The organism is Prevotella sp., assembly GCF_036570325.1.
Lineage (GTDB): Bacteria > Bacteroidota > Bacteroidia > Bacteroidales > Bacteroidaceae > Prevotella.
On record NZ_DATCYK010000054.1, the window covers coordinates 1 to 19027 of the forward strand.

The following is a 19027-nucleotide window of genomic DNA, read 5'->3' on the forward strand; positions in this document are numbered from 1 at the left end:
GTCCGATGATGGCTGAAAGCCACTCTTTCAGCCTTTTTAAAAGCCCACTATGAGCCACCCAAAGGCCTGCTTTCGCTCCCTCAAAAGCCTGCTATGAGCACATGATTACGGCCCTTTCGCAAGACGAAAGGGCCGTAATCATTTTAGTAAAAACATGGCTTTAAATTATAGTGAGGGTACTATCACTGCGTCGTCGGAATAGTCCGACCAGTCAGACCGGTCCGAGGAAAGCTGCGTTCCGCAGCCCTTACACCCCTCGCACGAACTCTCTCACCCTGCGGGCGTACTCCTTCCGGTGGTCACGATAGCTGCGGGCATGCTTAGAGCCGGGCGCTATCCAAAGCTGCTTGGGCGCCGGTTTGGCCCGGAAAAGGTCGTGAACCATGCGTGTGGGCACGAAAGTGTCACGGCTGCCGTGGATGAAGAGCATGGGCTTCGCGCAACGACGGACGCCGTCGATGGGCGCAAAATCACGGAAATCCCACCCGTTGCGCCACTCGGAGAGCAGGGATGTGGTGTAAAGCAAGGGGAAAGGAGGCAACGAGAACTGCTCATCGAGCTGCTCGGAAAACTCATCAAAGGTGCTGGTGTAGCCGCAATCCTCCACGAAAGCTACCACACGGCGCAGCGGAGCGTCAACGGAGTCCTTGCTCATCCCGTCCAATGACGCCTCGGGAAAACCACCGCTGAGCGTCATCACCGTGGCAGCGCCCATCGAAACGCCATGGAGCACCTGCCGCGTGGCCCCCGCATGGCCCTTCCACAAGCTGTCGGCATAGGCCATCCACTGCCTCACGAGCAATTGGTCGTCGCCCCCTCCCATGTGCATAAGGTTGCGCGGACTGCGCCCACAGTTGTTCAAATCGGGCAAAAGGATGTTGAATCCCATATCGGCATAAATCTTTCCAATCATCAACATCGACAGACTGCTGTCGCCATAGCCATGCACGAGGATGGCCACCCGGTTGGTCTGCCCCGGCGCATCCACCCTAAGAGCGTGGTAACGGCCGCCGGGACGCATGATAAAAACGTCTTTCAAAGCCCCCAAACGACGCAGGCTATCCATCCAAACATTGATTTCCGGGTACATCCGCCGCACCCTATGATAGCTGTAATTCACCCGCCGCCCACGGTTCTTGGCCGGCCGCAAAGAGTAATCGAACATGAAATCGCTGGCAAAATAAAGCCCGCCGAGCAACAAAAAAAACAGAATGGAAGTGGTGTAAAATATCTTTTTCATCATCAAAAACAGCATGACTTGTTTCGACAAAGATAAATAATAAAAATTGGAAGTTGCCGTTTTTTTATGTACTTTTGCACAGTTATCCATAGAATATCAACAGTTTACTGCCCTCGAAAGGCAGTTTCTTAACAACGACTCAATAAAAATATGGCATTAAAATGTGGCATTGTGGGCCTTCCCAACGTAGGTAAGTCCACCCTTTTCAACTGCTTGTCGAGCGCCAAGGCACAGTCGGCAAACTTCCCTTTCTGTACGATAGAACCCAACTTGGGCGTCATCAGCGTTCCCGATGAGCGTCTCAACCGCCTCGCCGAGATAGTTCACCCGGGCCGAATCGTACCTGCCACCTGCGAGATTGTCGACATTGCCGGCCTCGTGAAAGGCGCTTCCAAGGGCGAAGGACTGGGCAATAAGTTCCTCGGCAACATCCGTGAGTGCGACGCCATCATCCATGTCATCCGCTGCTTCGACGACGACAACATCGTACGTGAGGGCGGCATGGCCGTCGACCCCGTGGCCGACAAGGAAATCATCGATACCGAATTGCAGCTCAAGGACTTGGAAACCATCGACTCACAGTTGGCCAAGCAGCAGAAAGCAGCGGCTGCCGGCAACAAGGACGCCAAGCTCATGGTGAGCGTGCTCGAGGCCTATAAGGAGGTGCTGGAGCAGGGACGCAACGCCCGCGAGGTGAGTTTCGAGAGCAAGGACGAGCAACAAGCCGCCCACGACCTGTTCCTTCTCACCACCAAACCGGTGCTCTACGTCTGCAATGTCGACGAAACCAGCGCCAAGACCGGCAACGACTACAGCCGCCGCATTGAGGAAATAGCCGCCCGCGAAGGCGCCGAGGCCATGACCATTGCCGCAAAGACCGAGGAAGACATAGCCTCGCTCGACAGCTACGAGGACAAACTCATGTTCCTCGAGGAGCTTGGTTTGGCCGAGAGTGGTGTCAACCGCCTCATCAAGAAGGCCTATGCCCTGCTCAATCTCGAGACCTTCATCACCGCCGGCGAGATGGAAGTAAAGGCTTGGACCTACCATAAGGGCTGGAAAGCGCCCCAGTGTGCCGGCGTCATCCACACCGATTTCGAGAAAGGATTCATCCGGGCCGAGGTCATCAAGTACGCCGACTACATCCAATATGGCTCCGAAGCAGCCGTCCGCGAAGCCGGAAAACTCGGCATAGAGGGCAAGGAATACGTCGTGCAAGATGGTGACATCATGCACTTTAGGTTTAATGTTTAACCCCCTGAAGGGGGTTGTTGGGGAGTTGTATGGTTGAGAAGATGAATAGTTTGTGTATTGGTTGTAAGGTTGAGGAGTTGGGAGGATGAACAGTTAGTATTACTATTACTGAACATCTAATAGAAAAAGGGCAATAACCCCTCAACTCAACAACCTCAAAATAAAACATTCATCATATCAACCCAACAACTACCAACTGCGGCTTTGCCGCCCTCACCACCCCAACCCCTCAACCTTACAACCCCAACCTCATGGATTACTTCTATTATAAGAAGCTGGAAGTCTACCAACACTCTAAAGAATTGGTAACAGCCGTCTATCAATTATTGGCTCACTACCCCGCAATTGAGAAGCATTCTCTTTGTGACCAGCTCCGACGGGCCGTGATTTCCGTTCCTTCCAACATAGCCGAAGGCTTTGGAAGAGTATCTTCTAAGGAGAAAATCCACTTTTTGGAGATTGCTTATGGCTCACTTATGGAAGTTTCTTGTCAATTAGATATATCCAAAGACCTGCAATATATCAGCGACGACGAGCTGTCTGCCCTCAATTTGAAAATAGAAATGATAGCCCGAATGCTGTCCTCGCTCCGTTTCTCCATACTGAAAAATGGCGATTCTTCCCTCACTCAATTAAATCAAAAGACCCATCACCCACCCCATAAACCATAAAACCAACAACCCCAAAACAAAACATTCATCACCTCAACTCTCCACCTCAACAACCCCAAAACAAAACATTCATCACCCCAACTCCTCAACCCTGCAACCCCAAAACAAAACATTCATCACCCCAACTCCCCAAAACAACAACCTCAAAACAAAATATTCATCACCCCAACTCCCCACCTCAACAACCAAAATAACATGACAACTCCACAACTTTACATCCTTTGGGATCCCGATCTTTACATTTTCCGCATAGGCTCATGGGGCCTTCGGTGGTATTCAACCTGCTGGCTCATCGGCTTGGTGGGCGCTTATTTCATGGTGAAATGGCTGTTCTACGACCAAAACATCGCGGTACGAACCATCAAGAAAGCAGGTAAGAAAGTAGAAGAAAATGTCTTCGAGCCCCTCTTTATCTACTGTTTCTTGGGCATTCTCATCGGTGCCCGACTGGGACATTGTATCTTCTATCAGCCCGACTACTTCCTTTCGTCGGCCGATCACTTCATTGAAATGCTCCTACCCATCCACCACATGGCCGACGGATCATGGAAATTCGTGGGCTATGAGGGCCTTGCCTCCCACGGAGGAACGCTCGGTTTGATGATAGCCTTGTGGATTTACAGTCGCAAGATGGGCGTTAAGCTGTGGACAGTGCTCGACAATATCGCCATCGCCACGCCCATCACGGCCTGCTTCATAAGGCTGGGTAACCTCATGAACAGCGAGATTATCGGCAAGGTTACCGACGTGCCATGGGCCTTTATCTTTGAACATGTGGACCAATATCCCCGCCATCCCGGCCAACTTTATGAGGCCATAGCCTACGCCTTGTTCTTTTTCGTGGGATGGTACTTCTACCGCAAGGCCAAAAGACCCGTGGGCCAAGGCTTTTATTTCGGCCTATGTATCACGCTCATTTTCACTTTCCGCTTCTTCATAGAGTACACCAAGGACATTCAGGTGGACTTTGAGAGCGGCATGCTCTTCAACATGGGCCAGATACTCTCCGTGCCTTTCGTGCTCTTGGGTGCCTATTGCATGTGGCGGGCCGTGAAAAGTCAGGCTGCGAAAGCCTAACCGCCGAAGCGCCAAACGCCCATGAGGATAACTCCGACGCTACCTCAAGGGCAGCCCGTCGCTCCCCCATCTGCTTATAACATCAGCGCCTGCCGACGATAATCGGCAGGCGCTGACGCTGTTTTAAAGCCATTGTACAAGCAAAAAACAGTGAAACTTATTTCTTTTTTTGGGAAAAATATGCTCCCATTCTTTTACAACCATCTCTCCTTTCCTAAGAAATATATCGTCCATAGCTACGTTTCCCTCCCCCCACTCACGGGCAAAGAGCGAGCCATGGACTGATTTCTCCATGGCTAAACCATCTCCAAGGCATAATGGCGGTAGTCGCGTAAGAGAGTGTAGAGCAACTTCTCGTCCGTCACGGAAAGGTCGTTGATGGCGAGAAGCCGGCGCACTTTGGCGGCCAACGCGGCGATACGACGCTCACGGTCGGGGCCTTCGGATGAGTCGAGTGCCCGCTGTATGACGTCAATCTGATTGAGTGAGAGTTCCTCGGCCTGCGGATATACGGGGCGATAGTTGGGGTCGAGATAGTCAAACTCATCGAGCGAAACCTGCAAATGGCGGTAGTTATTGAGCCTGATGACCAGCGTTCCGGCGGCAAGATCGCCTATGCGCTGCGTGTTTTGGGTGAGAAGCATGACGAGCAAGCCCACTCCCGAGAAGCCCATATCGACCAACCCGAGCAACCAACGCATGAAAAAATCGCCCAAACCGGGCGTCGTTCCGTCCTTCTTCACCACCCTTATGCGCATTACCATCTTGCCTACGCTCTGCCCATGGTTGAACACTTCCATGAAAAAAGAGTAAAAAAGGGCCGGCAGATAGAGGAAAAAATAGTAGAAATAGCCTGCCCCGGACCGCATGAAATCGAGCTTGGAGAGCAACACGAGCAGTCCCACGACATAGCAAAAGATAAGGAATAGGTCGATAACTTGCGCCACGATACGCTCACCAACGCTGGCCACGGTCTGGTTGATATGGACGTATTGGCCGGTAACAATATGTGATTCAGACATATTTTGAATATAAAATAAGCGTTAATAGTGCAAATATAAGAAAAAAACTTTACTTTTGTAACTGTTACATGGATTAATATAACCTAATAGGTGGACTGATTTCATGAAGGAAATCCTTTTCATACGCAGTAATATAACTAAGTGGCGAGCCACCGAGGAGGCCATCGAGAACGCCGACTTTGAGTCGCCCGACCGATTGGCGGCCATCTATAGCGACCTCACGGCCGACTTGGCATTTGCCCAAACCCACTATCCGAAGTCGCGTATCACCTATTATCTCAACAATCTTTCTTCCTCTTTACACAACGAAATCTACCGAAACAAGCGAGAGAAGTGGAGCCGTGTGCTCACTTTTTGGACCCGTGAGGTGCCCGATGTGCTGTGGCAGGAGCGTCGTTTGTTGCTCCTTTCGCTCATCATCTTCATCATCAGCATGCTCGTAGGCGTCATCTCGACGCTCGGCGACGCCGCTTTCCCCCGTCTTATCATGGGCGACGCCTACATGGATATGACCCTTGACAACATAGCGCGGGGCAAACCGATGGGCGTTTACGGCACGCAGGAGGAAGGATTGATGTTTCTCGGCATTACCATCAATAACGTTATGGTGTCGTTCAACATGTTTGTATCGGGCGTGTTGACCGGTTTCATGCCGGGACTGCTGCTTTTCCGCAACGGCATAATGGTAGGTTGCTTCGACACTTTCTTCTTTCAGCAGGGCTTGTTGGGCGAAAGTCTGATGGCCACCATGCTCCATGGAACGCTCGAACTCTCATCCATCGTCGTGGCAGGGGCCGCCGGCTTGGCCATGGGAAACGGCTGGTTGTTTCCCGGCACTTACTCCCGGCTGGCCAGTTTTCAGCGAAGCGCACGGCGGGGAATGAAGATTGTGGCCGCCACGGTGCCCCTCTTCGTCATCGCCGGCTTCATTGAAGGCTTTATCACCCGCCATACCGAGCTTAACAATGCCATCCGGCTGACCACCATATTGGCCTCGCTGGCCTTCGTCGTGTACTATTTTATTTATTTACCCTATAAACGTAATCATCACTATGCTGACCGACAAACCCAAAATTGAGCTGTACCAACAACGCAGCTTCGGCCAAAAATTCAGTGCCACCTTCGACTTCCTGCGTGAAAACATCAAACTATGGCTCCGTGCAAGCCTATATACCATCCTGCCCATCTGCCTCTTGCAGGCGCTGGCCCTTGAGCATATAGGCAACTTTTTCACCAATATAACCGCCGGAATGGCCGGTGCCAACGGCCTGACGAGCATTATCAGCTCTTATATGGCCTATGTCGTGTGCATCGTTATCGGCACTTCGATGATGACATCCGTGTGCTACAGCCTGATGAAACATTACCAATCATCGCCCACCGGGCTGCAAGGCGTCACCCTGAAAGCCCTCCGGCCCCTTATCATTCGTAATTTCAAGCGCACGCTTAAATTGACTTTCGCCATCGGCGGGTTGTTTATTCTCGTGATGATAGTGCTGACCTTATTCGGCGCGATAATCAACGGAGTACTTAACAATGCTTTGGGTGTAGTGTTGTTGATTATCGGTATCATGGTGCTTCTCGTATCCCTATCGCTTAGCATGCCCGTTTACATCTTTGAGGAGGACACCACAGCCTTCGGCGCCATCAAGCGGGGATTCCGCTTGGGCTGGCCTGCTTTCTTGCCAACGTTGGGCCTTATCATCGTCATCGGCCTGCTGACCGGTATCCTTCAAGCCACGACGTCAGTGCCATGGTACCTCCTTTATATGGGCAAAGCAGCCCTTACCATCAGCAACGACGCCCCCGAAATCACGTCATCGCCCTTCTATAACTTCACACTTTACCTCACGGCCGTGCTTCAGAGCTTTGGTGCTTACCTCTCGATGGCCCTCACGCTCATCGCCCTTGCCTATCAGTATGGCAGCATAGCCGAGGCAAAGAACAGCCTATCGGTCGAGGACGACATCGCCCATTTCGAGCAATTGTCCGAGGAAGATAAGGAAATAGATAACTTCGATAAGCTCTGAAGAATTATCAAAGGCCGCCTTTGAGCGGATAATAGCAGCCCTTTGAGCCGGCCAAAGATGGCCTTTGATTGGGTGAAAGCGCAGCTTTCACCCACCATCGGACCAATCCGACCCGTCTGAATCGTCCGACCCACAACCGGGCCTTTGGCCCTTCATCCTCCCAACTCCTCAACCTCTCACCTCACCCATGCCCACTCTACCCGATACCCTCACCTGCGACACGACACTGCTTGAGCGCTTTCGTGCCGATGAGTCCTACAACTACGCCCGTGAGTTGCAGGCTCCCGACATGAGCATGTGGGACTGGCTGGTCAACAAAATCGGCCAATGGCTGGCCGACATCTTCGCCATTCGCCACACGGGCGACTTCCGCAGCTTCCTCTACATGGTCATTGCCTTGGCCACGATAGGCGGAATAGCGTGGTTGCTCTACCATTTCCGCGCCCGGCTCTTCGGCCGTTCGGGAGCGATAGAGGCCCCCGCGGAGGACGAGGACACCATTTACGGCGTCGACTTTGACGAGGAATACACCCGTGCCATGGGCCAAGGCGATTATTACAAGGCCGTAAGGATGGTGTATCTCCGCACGTTGCGCCGCCTATCCGACCGCCACCTGATCAGTTGGGAGCCCTACAAGACACCCACACAGTACACCCGTGAATACCCATCGGCGCCCTTCAGCCGCATGACCATTGGCTTCATGCGGGTAAGATATGGCAATTATCCGCCCACGAAGGACCTTGTCGAGCAACTCTTGGCCATGGAGAACGACATGGAGAAAGGAGACTTGTCATGAACAAACGCTTCTTGCTGGCCATCACGGCCTTTCTTTTGTTCGTCTTTTTGCTCGAATGGAACGTGCCGACCAAGTTCTCTTGGAAGCCCACTTTCAGCCATGAGGACCACCAGCCCTTTGGTTCGGCCGTGTTCGACTCCATCGTCGGCCGCTCGGTGAAGGCAGGTTATCGCGTCACGACGAAGACCTTGGCCCAATTGGAGCGTGAACAATGGCGTCAACCCCATGCCGTCATCCTGCAATCGCTGTACTTCCAGCCCTCAGCGCCCGACCTTCGGGCCCTCGACAGAATGGTACGGGCAGGTCACATCGTACTGATAGCGGTCAATTCCATGGAGGGCGACACGCTCAGAAAACGCTTGGGCGTGTATATCGACGGCGAGATAAGTTTCTTACCCGATAAGATGAGGGATTGGGATGTGCAGGTAGGAGCCAATTACGACTCCCTTTATTGGGAGGGAAAGGGGCCCTACGATGACAAGATTTACCGTATTTACCACGCTTCCATCAGTGGAGGCGTCATGTCCGACGGACCTTGCGACACGCTGTTGAGAGGCTTCCAGCCCGATGTCGAGTACGAAATGGAGAGCAAAACCCAAAGCAAAATCATTGCCAAACGCCACGGCAAGGGCAAGATTCTCTATGCCGCCACGCCCCTGCTGCTGACCAACTACGGCATTCTCGACCCCGAAATCAACGGTCTGGTCTTCCGTATTCTCTCACAACTCGGCGGCTACCCCATCGTGCGCACCGAGGCCTACATGCCCCACCGGGAGCAGGTGAGCGAGTCACCCTTCGACTTCTTCCTGCGCCAAGCGCCGCTGCGGTGGGCCCTCTACCTATCGTTGGTGGGACTGGTGCTGTTCTGCGTGTTCTTCGCACGCCGCCGCCAACGGGTCATTCCCGTCATCAAAGCACCCGAGAACAAGGCCTTGGAATTCGTGAAACTCATCGGAACGCTCTATTTCCAATGGCATGTCAACCACGACTTGCTGCGAAAGAAGCACAATTATTTCGCCGAAACGCTGCGCCGAACGCTCATGATCGACGTGGAAAACACTGCTAAGCGAAAGGAACATATCGAGCAGTTGGCCTACCACACGGGCCTTGCCGAGGACGACCTGCGGGCAGCCTTGGAACTCATCGACCGCTACTTGGAGGACAACCGTGAGCTGAGCGACGACGAATTGCGCCACGCCATTGACACGATCGACAATATATTACATAAAATTTAACCCCTATGGACGAACAAATCACAACCCATACGCAAGCAGAACCATCGAGAACCATCGACCTCAACGCCTTCAGCGAGAAAGCCGCAAGGCTGCGTCAGGAAACCGCCAAGGTCATCGTGGGCCAGCAAGAGGCCGTCGACTTGCTGCTGACAGCCATCTTGGCCGACGGCCATGTGCTCATCGAGGGAGTGCCGGGCGTGGCCAAGACGCTGCTGGCACGCCTCATGTCGCGCCTCATCGACGCCCGTTTCAGTCGCATACAGTTCACCCCCGACCTCATGCCGAGCGACGTCTTGGGCACCACGGTGTTCAATATGAAGACGTCGGAGTTCGACTTCCACGAGGGACCGGTGTTCTCCGACCTCGTTCTTGCCGATGAAATCAACCGTGCACCGGCCAAAACGCAGGCCGCGCTCTTCGAGGTCATGGAGGAAAGACAGGTCACCATGGACGGCACTACCCACCCCATGGGCCCGCTCTATACCATCATCGCCACGCAGAATCCCGTGGAACAAGAGGGTACTTATCGGCTTCCCGAGGCCCAGCTCGACCGTTTTCTCTTCAAAATAACCATGGATTATCCTTCCATCGAGGAGGAAGTAGACATCCTCAAGCGCCATCAGGCCAACCAACAGCTCATCAAGTTGGAGGCCGTAAGGCCCGTTATGACCATCGCCGAGCTGCTCCTGCTGCGTGAACAACTGCAAACGGTGTTCATAGAGGAGAGCCTCCTGCGCTACATTGCGGCCATCGTGCAGCAAACCCGCACGTCGAAGGCCGTGTACTTAGGGGCCAGTCCGCGCGCGTCGGTGGCCATCCTGAATGCCTCGAAGGCCTATGCACTGCTCTCGGGCCGTGATTTCGTGACCCCGGAGGACATCAAATTCGTCACGCCAAGCATTCTTCACCACCGCCTTCACCTCACCGCCGAGGCCGAAATGGAGGGCTACACGGCCATGAAAGTGGCCAAAAAGCTGATTGACAAGGTGGAAGTGCCGAAGTAAACGCGCCCATATGTATCTCACCAAACGATTCTTCCTGCTGCTCGCCGCGGTCGTCCTTACGCTCGGACTGGGCTATGCCGTTCCCCCATTGTTCTTATGGGGCAAGGTCATGCTGGCCCTTCTTGTCCTCGTAACGGTAGCCGACATCCTGCTGCTCTATGCCGTCGGAGGAATGGAAGGGCGTCGGGCGTGTGCCGAGCGCTTCTCCAATGGCGACGCCAACGAGGTGAATATCGTCCTCGAAAGCCACTACCCCTTCGCCCTCTCGCTGACGGTCATCGACGAGACGCCGCCCATTTTCCAGCGCCGCGACGTCACCTTTCCCGCCCATCTGCCCGCCATGGGCTCGTCAACGCTTACTTACACGCTCACGCCGACCCGCCGCGGCCGTTATCATTTCGGCCACATACGCTGCTTTGCCCGCACCATCATTGCCTTAGCCGAGCGCCGTTACACGCTCGGAGACGAGAAAGAAGTGAAAGTTTACCCCGCTTTCCTCATGCTGAAGCGCTATGAGCTTCTCGCCATGAGCGATAACCTGAGGGAAACGGGCGCCAAACGAATACGCCGGGTGGGCAATCATACGGAGTTTGAGCAGATAAAGAACTACGTCAAAGGCGACGAATACCGCTCCATCAACTGGAAAGCCAGCGCCCGCCGCCATGAGTTGATGGTCAACGTGTACCGTGATGAGCGGTCGCAACAAATCTTCTCTATCATCGACAAGGGGCGTGTCATGCAGCAATCGTTCCAAGGCATGACGCTCCTCGACTACAGTATTAACGCCGCTTTGGTGCTTTCCTACGTGGCCATGCACCGTGAGGACAAGGCCGGCCTTATCACCTTTGCCGACCGTCCCGACACTTTCGTGGCCCCATCGGCCCGCCCCGGCCAACTCCAACAGCTGCTCGAAACCCTCTACGCACAAGAGACGACCTTCGGCGAGACCGATTTCAGCAGCCTATGTGTCAACATTCACCGGCAGATAAGCAAGCGGAGCATTCTCATTATCTACACTAATTTCTCGGGAATGACGGCCCTCCACCGTCAACTCAGCTATCTGAAGCTGCTTAACCGGCGCCATAAGGTCATCGTGGTGTTCTTTGAGGACATTGAGATCAACGACTACATCCGTTCTCCCAAGACCTCCACGGAGGACTACTACCAACACACCATCGCCGAGAAATTTGCCTATGAGAAGCGCCTCATCGTGTCTACGCTCCGCCAACACGGCATTCTCAGCATTCTCACTCCACCCCACATGCTCAGCGTGAACGTCATTAATAAATACTTGGAGATAAGAAGGTAGAGGGGAAAGAGGCGGCTTGAGCCGCCTTCATCGGACCAGTCCGACTAGTCAGACTGGTCCGACAATTGGGTGAAAGCGGTGCTTTCACCCACTCCACCACAAACCATTAGCGCCTGCCGATATTGCTATCGGCAGGCGCTAAATGCGTTTTAAGGCTGCTTTAAGCCGCTCTAAGCGGCGTTTTACCAATGATGGTGGCGATGATGACGCCGCTCCATATCGTGGCCGTAGTGGCGTCCGTAATCGTGACGGCGGCCATAGTAGGGCCTCTCATGCCGAGGCAGATAGCGTGGCGAGTGGTAACGGGGCATGCCACCGCGGGGATAACGCACGTACACTTTGTGTACAAAAGCCCCATTGCGCCACGAAAGCGGACGATAGAAGTAATCCGTTCCTATGAACATCTGCCACTGACGACCGCTGAAGAAAGCCCGCAGCGCAGCGTTACGGCTTTGCCACGGATGGGCGTAAAGGTCGTCGTAAGAGCGCGTATGGCGCAGATAAGTATAGTTGATGTCGTACAATCGGTCGTACTCACGGGGCGAGAGACCCAGCTCATAAGCCATTTTATCAGTCAGGTAACGTGCTTCCGCCCGTGCTTCCCTGCGGTCCATGGCCATCGTTGAGGCTGCCATTGTCAGCCCAAGGACCATGAAAAATATCATTCTTTTCATCATAACGGTAGGTATTAATGGGTTCAACATACAAAATTATCTATGTTGCGAAATTACCATTTCCCAACCGTTGTTCCAAAGTATTATTCCTATGGCCCCATAGGGAATCCCCTAAAACCGTGTAGGGATGGGCGTCCAAGGCCATCATGGCCCGCCTTTGACCCGATTTACACGGCGTGATAGGTTTGGCTGAAGGGCTGTCTGTAACGGTCACCCCACACCCCATCGGGCTTACGAATGCCACATGTAACGACCATATTGACCTCGGCGCCCGATGGTAAGCCCAACGCTTTCTTCACCAAACGGCTGTCGAAGCCCTCCACGGGGCACGTGTCATAGCCTTGTTCGCTCATGGCCAGCATGAAAGTCTGCACGGCCAAGGCGCAACTCTTGTGCACCACCACCCTCACATCGGCCTCCGAAACCTGTCTGACGATAGGCCTGAAGCAACCGACAGCCATCGCCAACAGTTTCAGCAGGCCGCCTTTGAGGCCCAAAAACCTACTGTAAAGCAGCGGCATGACCTTTCCGTAGTACAAATTCCACTTCTTCAGCCGCTTGGCTTGCTTCTCCTCGGGACTGTTACGGCGTGTGTTCTCCTCCTCAAAGCGGCGCACCGCCTCGGCATGTTGGCGGTAAAGGTCCTGCCGGGTGACGAAAACCACCATCTCCTTGGCCGACCGTGCCGTGAGCTGATCAAGGCAAGCATGGCTCAAGAGGGCCATCACTTCGGGATTGGTAACGTGGTAACACTCCCACAACTGCATGTTAGAACTCGTCGGGGCCAGCGTGGCCAGCTCCAAACATTGCCTCACTCGCTCGGTATCTATCGGCTGCTCGGGGTCGAAATGGCGCACGGCCCGCCGATGATTCAGCATTTCTTGTAAATTCATAAACTCTGTTTTAAAATCCCTCCCCACCCTTTTCCCATGGTGAGAAAGCCGTTCAAAAGTAGTCATTCGCGGCCTTTTAAGCAATTATGGCGTGTTAATCTGCGTTAAACTACCCACAAGGCAAGGCCTCGCAACGCACTGAAATACGTATCTTTGCAGCATGAATAACTTTGAAGAAACCCTACACAACGACCTCCTACGCTATTTTCAAGCGAAAGGAGAGATAGATGCGCGCATGCCGGAGTGCCCCGACATTGAAGAACTATGGGCCAAGATAGGCCAAGACTACATAGCCGACGGCGTGCGTGAGTTCAACGACTACCCCGTCGTAGCCTTGGGATGGATGTTCTATATCGGCATGGCCGTGACCAAATTCTGGGACACCGAGTGGGATATTTACGCAAAAATAGACAGCCTATACACCTACATGCGCGACAAGAGAGGCTACGACCTGCTCGACGAGTACATACGTCAGGACGTGTTACTGCTCGAAGGCGACGACTTCACGGCCCTCGAACAGCTCGGTGGCGACTGCGCCTCGAGGGTGTACAACCTGCTCCTCCACCAATCTATAGAACCCGGCACGGCCGACGCCTTCAAGGCTTTCGTGGCCTGCCTGCACCAACTCTACCTCATGGGCATGGCCGTACAACTGCGGCGCATGGGCTATCACATGGAGAAAATGTGAAACTTTAAGACAATGAGAAAAGGAATCATGGCGGGCTGCATGGCCCTGACGCTACTGCTATGGGCCTGCGGCCGACCCGCCGAGAACAAGAAAGAAAGCCCCAACCCTCGGCCCGCGCTCACGCCGGAGGTCATGCTCAAGACCACACCCGTGAAGAACCAAGGCATGAGCGACCTATGTTGGGCCTACGCCATGCTGGCAACCATCGAGACGGAGCACCTCATGCAGGGCGACTCCGTCAACCTCTCGGCCGACTACGCGGCCCGGATGTTCTTGGAACAGCAGGCCCGCCAACGCTTCATCAGCCGTGGCCAATCCCCCATTTCCTTACGAGGCACGGCGCCCATGCTGCTCCGCCTCATCCACACCTACGGCCTCGCGCCCTACGACTCCTACCACGCCACCGACCCACTACCCAACTATCGTGTCATCGCACGCCGACTGGAGCAGGCCGCCGACCACGCCTCGAGCCTCCAATCGCTGCAACGCCGCCTATCAGACATCATGGATCAGGCCGTAGGTTTCATGCCCTCACAACATGTTTACATGCTTGGCGCCGTCTATACACCCTTGGAATTCGCCCACAGCGTGTGCCAATCCGACGAGTACATCCACCTTACCAGCTTCACCCATCACCCCTTCGGCCAGTCCTTCACCCTCGAACTGCCCGATAACCGCATGAACGACACCTACCTGAACCTGCCCATCGACACGCTCATCGGCCGCGTCGAAAGCGCCCTGCGGCAAGGACATGCCGTCTGCTGGGAGGGCGATATAAGCGACAAAGGCTTCTCCTTCAAGGACGGTTTCGCCCGCATGGACCCCACCATCAAGGCCACCCAAGCCCTGCGCCAGCGCCTTTTCGAGACCCATCGCACCACCGACGACCACTGCATGGCGCTCGTCGGCATAGTCCGCGACGCCCAAGGACGCAAATATTACGCCGCCAAGAACTCATGGGGAGTAGACAACGCCTTCGACGGTTTCGTCTACATGGACGAGAATTACCTACGTCTCAACACCATCGCCGTTACCTTAAGGCGATAAAACAAGCCTCTTTTTGCCTTCCAAACCTTATGTAGAGAAAGCAAAAAGAGGCCTACCTATCCATCAATAAAATCCCTTATTCCCACCGATAGACAGGCAACTCCCTGCCCGTCCGCGGCTCCATGGCCCCAAAGTTGACCAGTCCGCAGGCAGCCTCGGGCTTGCCTGACAACCCCACTCCATCATTCGCGGCCTGACAAACATATCATCCCACACCCCCGCCTGCACCCAACGAATCGTGTGTTAAATATGATTAACGCGATGGGAAAACCACCATCGGGCGGCGCTCCCTGCCACCGGGCTTTGCGAAAGGGCTGCTTTGGCAGCCTCATTACGGCCCTTTTACACGGTCATAAGCCCCTTTTAGCTGTGCCGAAAGGGGCTTTCGGCACGACCACTCACGAGGGACCACGGGACACGGGAGGACTTACAAACCGGCGGCAATGACGTTTTTATAACAATAGTTAAAACGTTTTAAAGCGCCGAATTATTCTAATTTATTATTAATTTTGCGAAATGATGGTAATTAATGTATATATATTGCATAATAATTACCCTGAGATTGGCGAGAAAAAATATTCGTAAAAACAAATAGCTATGGAGAAGACAATTGATGCAGGCCGACATTTGATGGCGGTATTATTCAGTGTTCTCGTCTTAGGACTTATGTTCCCATTGCAAGGACATGCGCAAGGCGGCCCAAGGACACTGTCGGTTTCGTTTAAAGACAAACCCTTGTACGAGATTTTAGACTACATTTCAAAGCACGGAGACAGCCGCGTAACGTACGACAACGACGTGAAAACGTACGGCGGAACGCTCACCGTGTCGCTCGACGAGGTGACGCCCGAGGTGGCCGTGCAAAGCCTTTTGGCCAAGACGCCCTTTGCCTACAGCGTGCAGGGAAGCACCATCAGGGTGTACAAAATGGACCGGCCGGCGCCTGCCAATGTGGCCCACAAGCTGACGGGACAGGTGAAGAGCTCCACGGGAGAGACCATCCCGATGGCCACCATCTTGGTAAAAGGCACCAAAACGGGCGTGACGGCCGACGCGGATGGCAATTTCACGGTGCAGGTGGGCCATGCTTCGGGCGACATCGTGGTATCTTGCATCGGCTATGAGACCAAGACCGTACATTATAATAACACGGACAAGGCGCTCAACATTGTCCTCAAGGACATCTCGAACACCATAGGCGAGGTGTCGGTCATAGCCTACGGCACCCGCAACACCCGTGAAATCGTGGGCGCCATCTCCTCGGTCAAGTCCTCACAACTGCAAAACGTGGCCACCCCGAGCTTGGAAACGCTGCTTCAGGGTCGCATGTCGGGTGTGGAGGTGACCAACGTATCGGGCTCGCCCGGTGGCGGTGGAACGCAGGTAACCATACGCGGTTACAGCTCACTCAACAACCTTGGCAGCAACAGTGGCGCCCCGTTGTACGTTATCGACGGCGTGCCCGTGCTCTCAACCACCTCGGCCCAGACGGGCGGTATCAATCCCTTGTCGAGCCTCGACCCCACGACCATCGAATCGGTTGACGTGCTCAAGGACGCGGCCTCGGCCTCGCTCTACGGCTCAAGGGCCGGCAATGGCGTCATCCTCATCAAGACCAAGCGCGGAAAGAGTGGCCGGGCACAAGTGAACATCAACGTTTCACAATCCCTTTCATACCTTCCGGCCACGCCGGTACAGACCATCGGTAAGGGCGAACGCGACCTTTACGTGATGTTAGCCAAGAAACTTCGCATCGCAAACTACGACTACATGACCGACCAAGCCGTGTGGCCGCAGGATTATAACTCATCTTACATGTGGGAACCCGACAATGCCGGCGCCTACGATTACTTCTGGCGCAACGGCCATAGGCTGCCCCAAGGCTCTCTGGCGCCCATAATGGCGCAGGATTCGCTCAATACTTTCTACAACAACAGCACCAACTGGTGGAAGTACAGCTTCCGTGTGGGCAGCGTGACGAAGCTCGATGTCGACGTGTCGGGGGGCACGGAGAACGTGAAATACATGGTGGCCGCGGGCGCGTACAGCGAGAAGGGTATCATGATCAACTCTCACTTCAAGCGTGCTTCCTTCACTTCCAACCTCGATTTCAAGCTATCGACCAAGCTGGATGCCTTTGCCCGCGTCAACATGTCGTACACCGACAAGAGCCTTGGAGGAGGAGCCACCGACATACAAGGCCTTACCACCGACCCCAAACAAACGCCGAGTATCCTGCCCGGCAAAGGTTCGGTAGCCGAAACGCTGGCCTTGCAGCAGCTCAGAGACGTGAGCAACAAGAACCACAACTACAACATAAGGCTCAACGTGGGCCTGAAGTACAACATCCTCAAGGGCCTCGTATTCTCCTCAACCGGCTCCATCGACCACTATCGAACCGAGACCAACCGCTTCTCACCCAACTACTTGCAGAGCAACCTGCTCACTTACTCGTCGGTAGCGAACTTCGGTATGACCATGCTTCAGACCGAAAACATCCTTACTTACAACCTTAACCTCAAGGATAAGCACAACCTTGAGCTGATGGCAGGTGTCACCTATAACCGCGACATCCTCAATACCATCAACGGCGAGGCCTACGGCGGTCCCTCGAACAGCATTCACTACATCAGCGAGGGATGGCCCAAGATGCGCCAAAACTCCGAGGGCAACTACGAAGCCCTGCAAGGAATACTCACCAACTTTGAGGAACAAGCCATGATGAGTTTCCTCGGTCGCGCGGCTTATAACTATAAAAAGAAATACCTCATGGAGCTTTCGGTGCGCAGCGATGGCTCGTCCGTGTTCGGAAGAGACGTGCGTTGGGCCACCTTCCCCTCCGTAGGACTGGGCTGGGCGTTCACCGAAGAACCTTTCATGAAGAACCTTTGGTGGCTCAATTTCGGTAAGGTAAGAGCCTCATGGGGCCGGTCGGGACAGAAATTTAACCAAGCCTACTTGGCTTTGGGAACGCTTATCGAGTCGAACTTGTTCAAGGGTGTGCTCGGCATGATACCACAGTCGATGGCCAACAGCAAGCTCACTTGGGAAAAGAGCGACCAGTACGACTTGGGACTTGACCTGCAAATGCTCGATTACCGCTTGCGAGTGAAGCTCGATTATTACTACAAAACCTCGTCCGCACTGCTCATGCAGACACCTCTTCCGGGCAATGTATTCTTCTTGGATAAGGTTTGGAACAACGCCTCCACTATCTCCAACGAGGGTGTGGAGCTCGAAATCAGCGGCGACTTGATACGCCGTAGCGACATGCTCCTTACGCTCGGATTCAATATTTCACGCAATTGGAACATGTTCCGCAAGTCTTATGGCGGCACCGACCTGCCCTCCAAAGTCATCGGCCGACCCATTTACGGCCTCTACACCTACCACGACGAGGGAATCGTACAGAAGGAAGAGGACATTCCTTACTACTATAATCAGTTAGGAAAGCGCTCACCTTTATATTTCAATAATGAGAACTATCCGCTCAGAGTGGGCGGTCGCAAGCTCAAAGACCAAAACATGGACGGCCGCATTGACTACGATGACCAGTACTACGCGGGCAGTACCATCCCCTTGGCCTACGGTGGTTTCACGGCCGATTTCACGTGGAAGAACTTCACCGTGTCAGCTCTCTTCAACTACATGCTCAACCGCAAGATCATCAACACGTCCAAGAACTCCGCCTTCAGCTTCACCCGCTCCTTCGGAGTGGTCATGGACGACCTCACCAAGGCTTCCTTCTGGCAGAAGCCCGGCGACGATACGAAATACCCGTCGATAGAGTATGCCGACGGCGGATACATCGGACAGTTCGATGGAAACATCGACTCCAATATAGAGAATGTAAGTTTCCTACGCCTCAAACAACTCACCATATCTTACGGATTGCCCACGAAATGGTTTAAGAAAATGGGCCTGAAGGAATGCAAAGTCTACCTCACGGGCAGCAACCTCTTCCTACTCGACAACTATTCGGGCATTGATCCCGAGATTGTAAACCCCTACACGGGTAAAGACGGTGGTGAACAATACCCGCTGAATAGGGAATTCACATTTGGCGTAAACCTAAAATTCTAAAACA

General features: G+C 53.9%; 16 protein-coding genes. 12 read left to right on the forward strand and 4 right to left on the reverse strand.

Going from position 1 to position 19027, the window contains the following annotated elements; all coding sequences use genetic code 11:
- Nucleotides 1-247: 247 nt before the first annotated feature.
- A complete protein-coding gene (locus VIR50_RS03680) occupies nucleotides 248-1243 on the reverse strand; it encodes an alpha/beta hydrolase (RefSeq protein ID WP_331933786.1) in 996 nt (331 codons plus the stop codon).
- Between the two features lie 147 nt (nucleotides 1244-1390).
- Between VIR50_RS03680 and ychF the strand changes: the two genes are divergently transcribed.
- The 3 genes from ychF to lgt all read left to right on the forward strand — a co-directional run bounded on the left by ychF (nucleotide 1391) and on the right by lgt (nucleotide 4242).
- Nucleotides 1391-2494 carry a redox-regulated ATPase YchF gene (ychF, locus tag VIR50_RS03685; protein WP_331933787.1) on the forward strand — a complete coding sequence of 368 codons (1104 nt, stop codon included), beginning with the start codon at nucleotides 1391-1393 and terminating at the stop codon, nucleotides 2492-2494.
- Nucleotides 2495-2745: 251 nt separating this feature from the next.
- Nucleotides 2746-3165 carry a four helix bundle protein gene (locus VIR50_RS03690; RefSeq protein WP_331933788.1) on the forward strand — a complete coding sequence of 140 codons (420 nt, stop codon included), beginning with the start codon at nucleotides 2746-2748 and terminating at the stop codon, nucleotides 3163-3165.
- A gap of 195 nt (nucleotides 3166-3360) precedes the next feature.
- Entirely contained in the window at nucleotides 3361-4242 is an 882-nt protein-coding gene (gene lgt, locus VIR50_RS03695) for a prolipoprotein diacylglyceryl transferase (RefSeq protein ID WP_331933789.1), read from the forward strand.
- Between the two features lie 296 nt (nucleotides 4243-4538).
- Here lgt and VIR50_RS03700 read toward each other — a convergent pair whose 3' ends face one another.
- Nucleotides 4539-5264: an RDD family protein gene (locus VIR50_RS03700; protein WP_331933790.1), complete on the reverse strand. Its 726-nt coding sequence runs from the start codon at nucleotides 5262-5264 to the stop codon at nucleotides 4539-4541.
- A 103-nt stretch (nucleotides 5265-5367) separates the two neighbouring features.
- Here VIR50_RS03700 and VIR50_RS03705 point away from each other — a divergent pair, with 103 nt between their 5' ends.
- The 6 genes from VIR50_RS03705 (at nucleotide 5368) to VIR50_RS03730 (ending at nucleotide 11638) form a co-directional block, all read left to right on the forward strand.
- The gene (locus VIR50_RS03705; RefSeq protein ID WP_331933791.1) at nucleotides 5368-6342 is read left to right on the forward strand and encodes a stage II sporulation protein M; all 975 of its coding nucleotides are present in this window, start codon (nucleotides 5368-5370) and stop codon (nucleotides 6340-6342) included.
- On the forward strand, nucleotides 6317-7294 hold the full coding sequence (locus VIR50_RS03710; protein WP_331933792.1) for a hypothetical protein: 978 nt from the start codon (nucleotides 6317-6319) through the stop codon (nucleotides 7292-7294). The genes VIR50_RS03705 and VIR50_RS03710 overlap by 26 nt, the downstream gene beginning before the upstream one ends.
- A gap of 187 nt (nucleotides 7295-7481) precedes the next feature.
- A complete protein-coding gene (locus VIR50_RS03715) occupies nucleotides 7482-8090 on the forward strand; it encodes a DUF4129 domain-containing protein (protein WP_331933793.1) in 609 nt (202 codons plus the stop codon).
- Nucleotides 8087-9325 carry a DUF4350 domain-containing protein gene (locus VIR50_RS03720; protein ID WP_331933794.1) on the forward strand — a complete coding sequence of 413 codons (1239 nt, stop codon included), beginning with the start codon at nucleotides 8087-8089 and terminating at the stop codon, nucleotides 9323-9325. The genes VIR50_RS03715 and VIR50_RS03720 overlap by 4 nt, the downstream gene beginning before the upstream one ends.
- Nucleotides 9326-9330: 5 nt before the next feature.
- Complete coding sequence (locus tag VIR50_RS03725) at nucleotides 9331-10329, forward strand: AAA family ATPase (RefSeq protein ID WP_331933795.1); 999 nt, start codon at nucleotides 9331-9333, stop codon at nucleotides 10327-10329.
- Between the two features lie 10 nt (nucleotides 10330-10339).
- A complete protein-coding gene (locus VIR50_RS03730; RefSeq protein WP_331933796.1) occupies nucleotides 10340-11638 on the forward strand; it encodes a DUF58 domain-containing protein in 1299 nt (432 codons plus the stop codon).
- Between the two features lie 182 nt (nucleotides 11639-11820).
- On the opposite strand, the gene VIR50_RS03735 is transcribed toward VIR50_RS03730, so the two are convergent.
- Nucleotides 11821-12315: a hypothetical protein gene (locus VIR50_RS03735; protein WP_331933797.1), complete on the reverse strand. Its 495-nt coding sequence runs from the start codon at nucleotides 12313-12315 to the stop codon at nucleotides 11821-11823.
- A gap of 164 nt (nucleotides 12316-12479) precedes the next feature.
- Nucleotides 12480-13205 (reverse strand): nitroreductase family protein, encoded by a 726-nt coding sequence (locus VIR50_RS03740; RefSeq protein ID WP_331933798.1) that lies wholly within the window; start codon nucleotides 13203-13205, stop codon nucleotides 12480-12482.
- Nucleotides 13206-13365: 160 nt separating this feature from the next.
- Between VIR50_RS03740 and VIR50_RS03745 the strand changes: the two genes are divergently transcribed.
- The 3 genes from VIR50_RS03745 to VIR50_RS03755 all read left to right on the forward strand — a co-directional run bounded on the left by VIR50_RS03745 (nucleotide 13366) and on the right by VIR50_RS03755 (nucleotide 19023).
- On the forward strand, nucleotides 13366-13893 hold the full coding sequence (locus VIR50_RS03745) for a hypothetical protein (RefSeq protein WP_331933799.1): 528 nt from the start codon (nucleotides 13366-13368) through the stop codon (nucleotides 13891-13893).
- 12 nt (nucleotides 13894-13905) lie between these two features.
- Nucleotides 13906-14940, forward strand: a complete 1035-nt coding sequence (locus VIR50_RS03750) for a C1 family peptidase (RefSeq protein WP_331933800.1) — start codon at nucleotides 13906-13908, stop codon at nucleotides 14938-14940.
- Nucleotides 14941-15537: 597 nt separating this feature from the next.
- Nucleotides 15538-19023 (forward strand): SusC/RagA family TonB-linked outer membrane protein, encoded by a 3486-nt coding sequence (locus VIR50_RS03755; protein WP_414703525.1) that lies wholly within the window; start codon nucleotides 15538-15540, stop codon nucleotides 19021-19023.
- Nucleotides 19024-19027: the final 4 nt, after the last annotated feature.

Excerpts from the sequence above, each read along its gene's own strand:
- ychF (WP_331933787.1), top strand. The coding sequence starts at position 1,391 with ATGGCATTAAAATGTGGCATTGTGGGCCTTCCCAACGTAGGTAAGTCC.
- VIR50_RS03725 (WP_331933795.1), top strand. The coding sequence starts at position 9,331 with ATGGACGAACAAATCACAACCCATACGCAAGCAGAACCATCGAGAACC.
- VIR50_RS03680 (WP_331933786.1), bottom strand. The coding sequence starts at position 1,243 with ATGATGAAAAAGATATTTTACACCACTTCCATTCTGTTTTTTTTGTTG.
- VIR50_RS03745 (WP_331933799.1), top strand. The coding sequence starts at position 13,366 with ATGAATAACTTTGAAGAAACCCTACACAACGACCTCCTACGCTATTTT.
- VIR50_RS03715 (WP_331933793.1), top strand. The coding sequence starts at position 7,482 with ATGCCCACTCTACCCGATACCCTCACCTGCGACACGACACTGCTTGAG.
- VIR50_RS03720 (WP_331933794.1), top strand. The coding sequence starts at position 8,087 with ATGAACAAACGCTTCTTGCTGGCCATCACGGCCTTTCTTTTGTTCGTC.
- VIR50_RS03750 (WP_331933800.1), top strand. The coding sequence starts at position 13,906 with ATGAGAAAAGGAATCATGGCGGGCTGCATGGCCCTGACGCTACTGCTA.
- VIR50_RS03705 (WP_331933791.1), top strand. The coding sequence starts at position 5,368 with ATGAAGGAAATCCTTTTCATACGCAGTAATATAACTAAGTGGCGAGCC.
- lgt (WP_331933789.1), top strand. The coding sequence starts at position 3,361 with ATGACAACTCCACAACTTTACATCCTTTGGGATCCCGATCTTTACATT.
- VIR50_RS03740 (WP_331933798.1), bottom strand. The coding sequence starts at position 13,205 with ATGAATTTACAAGAAATGCTGAATCATCGGCGGGCCGTGCGCCATTTC.
- VIR50_RS03700 (WP_331933790.1), bottom strand. The coding sequence starts at position 5,264 with ATGTCTGAATCACATATTGTTACCGGCCAATACGTCCATATCAACCAG.
- VIR50_RS03690 (WP_331933788.1), top strand. The coding sequence starts at position 2,746 with ATGGATTACTTCTATTATAAGAAGCTGGAAGTCTACCAACACTCTAAA.
- VIR50_RS03735 (WP_331933797.1), bottom strand. The coding sequence starts at position 12,315 with ATGATGAAAAGAATGATATTTTTCATGGTCCTTGGGCTGACAATGGCA.
- VIR50_RS03730 (WP_331933796.1), top strand. The coding sequence starts at position 10,340 with ATGTATCTCACCAAACGATTCTTCCTGCTGCTCGCCGCGGTCGTCCTT.
- VIR50_RS03710 (WP_331933792.1), top strand. The coding sequence starts at position 6,317 with ATGCTGACCGACAAACCCAAAATTGAGCTGTACCAACAACGCAGCTTC.
- VIR50_RS03755 (WP_414703525.1), top strand. The coding sequence starts at position 15,538 with ATGGAGAAGACAATTGATGCAGGCCGACATTTGATGGCGGTATTATTC.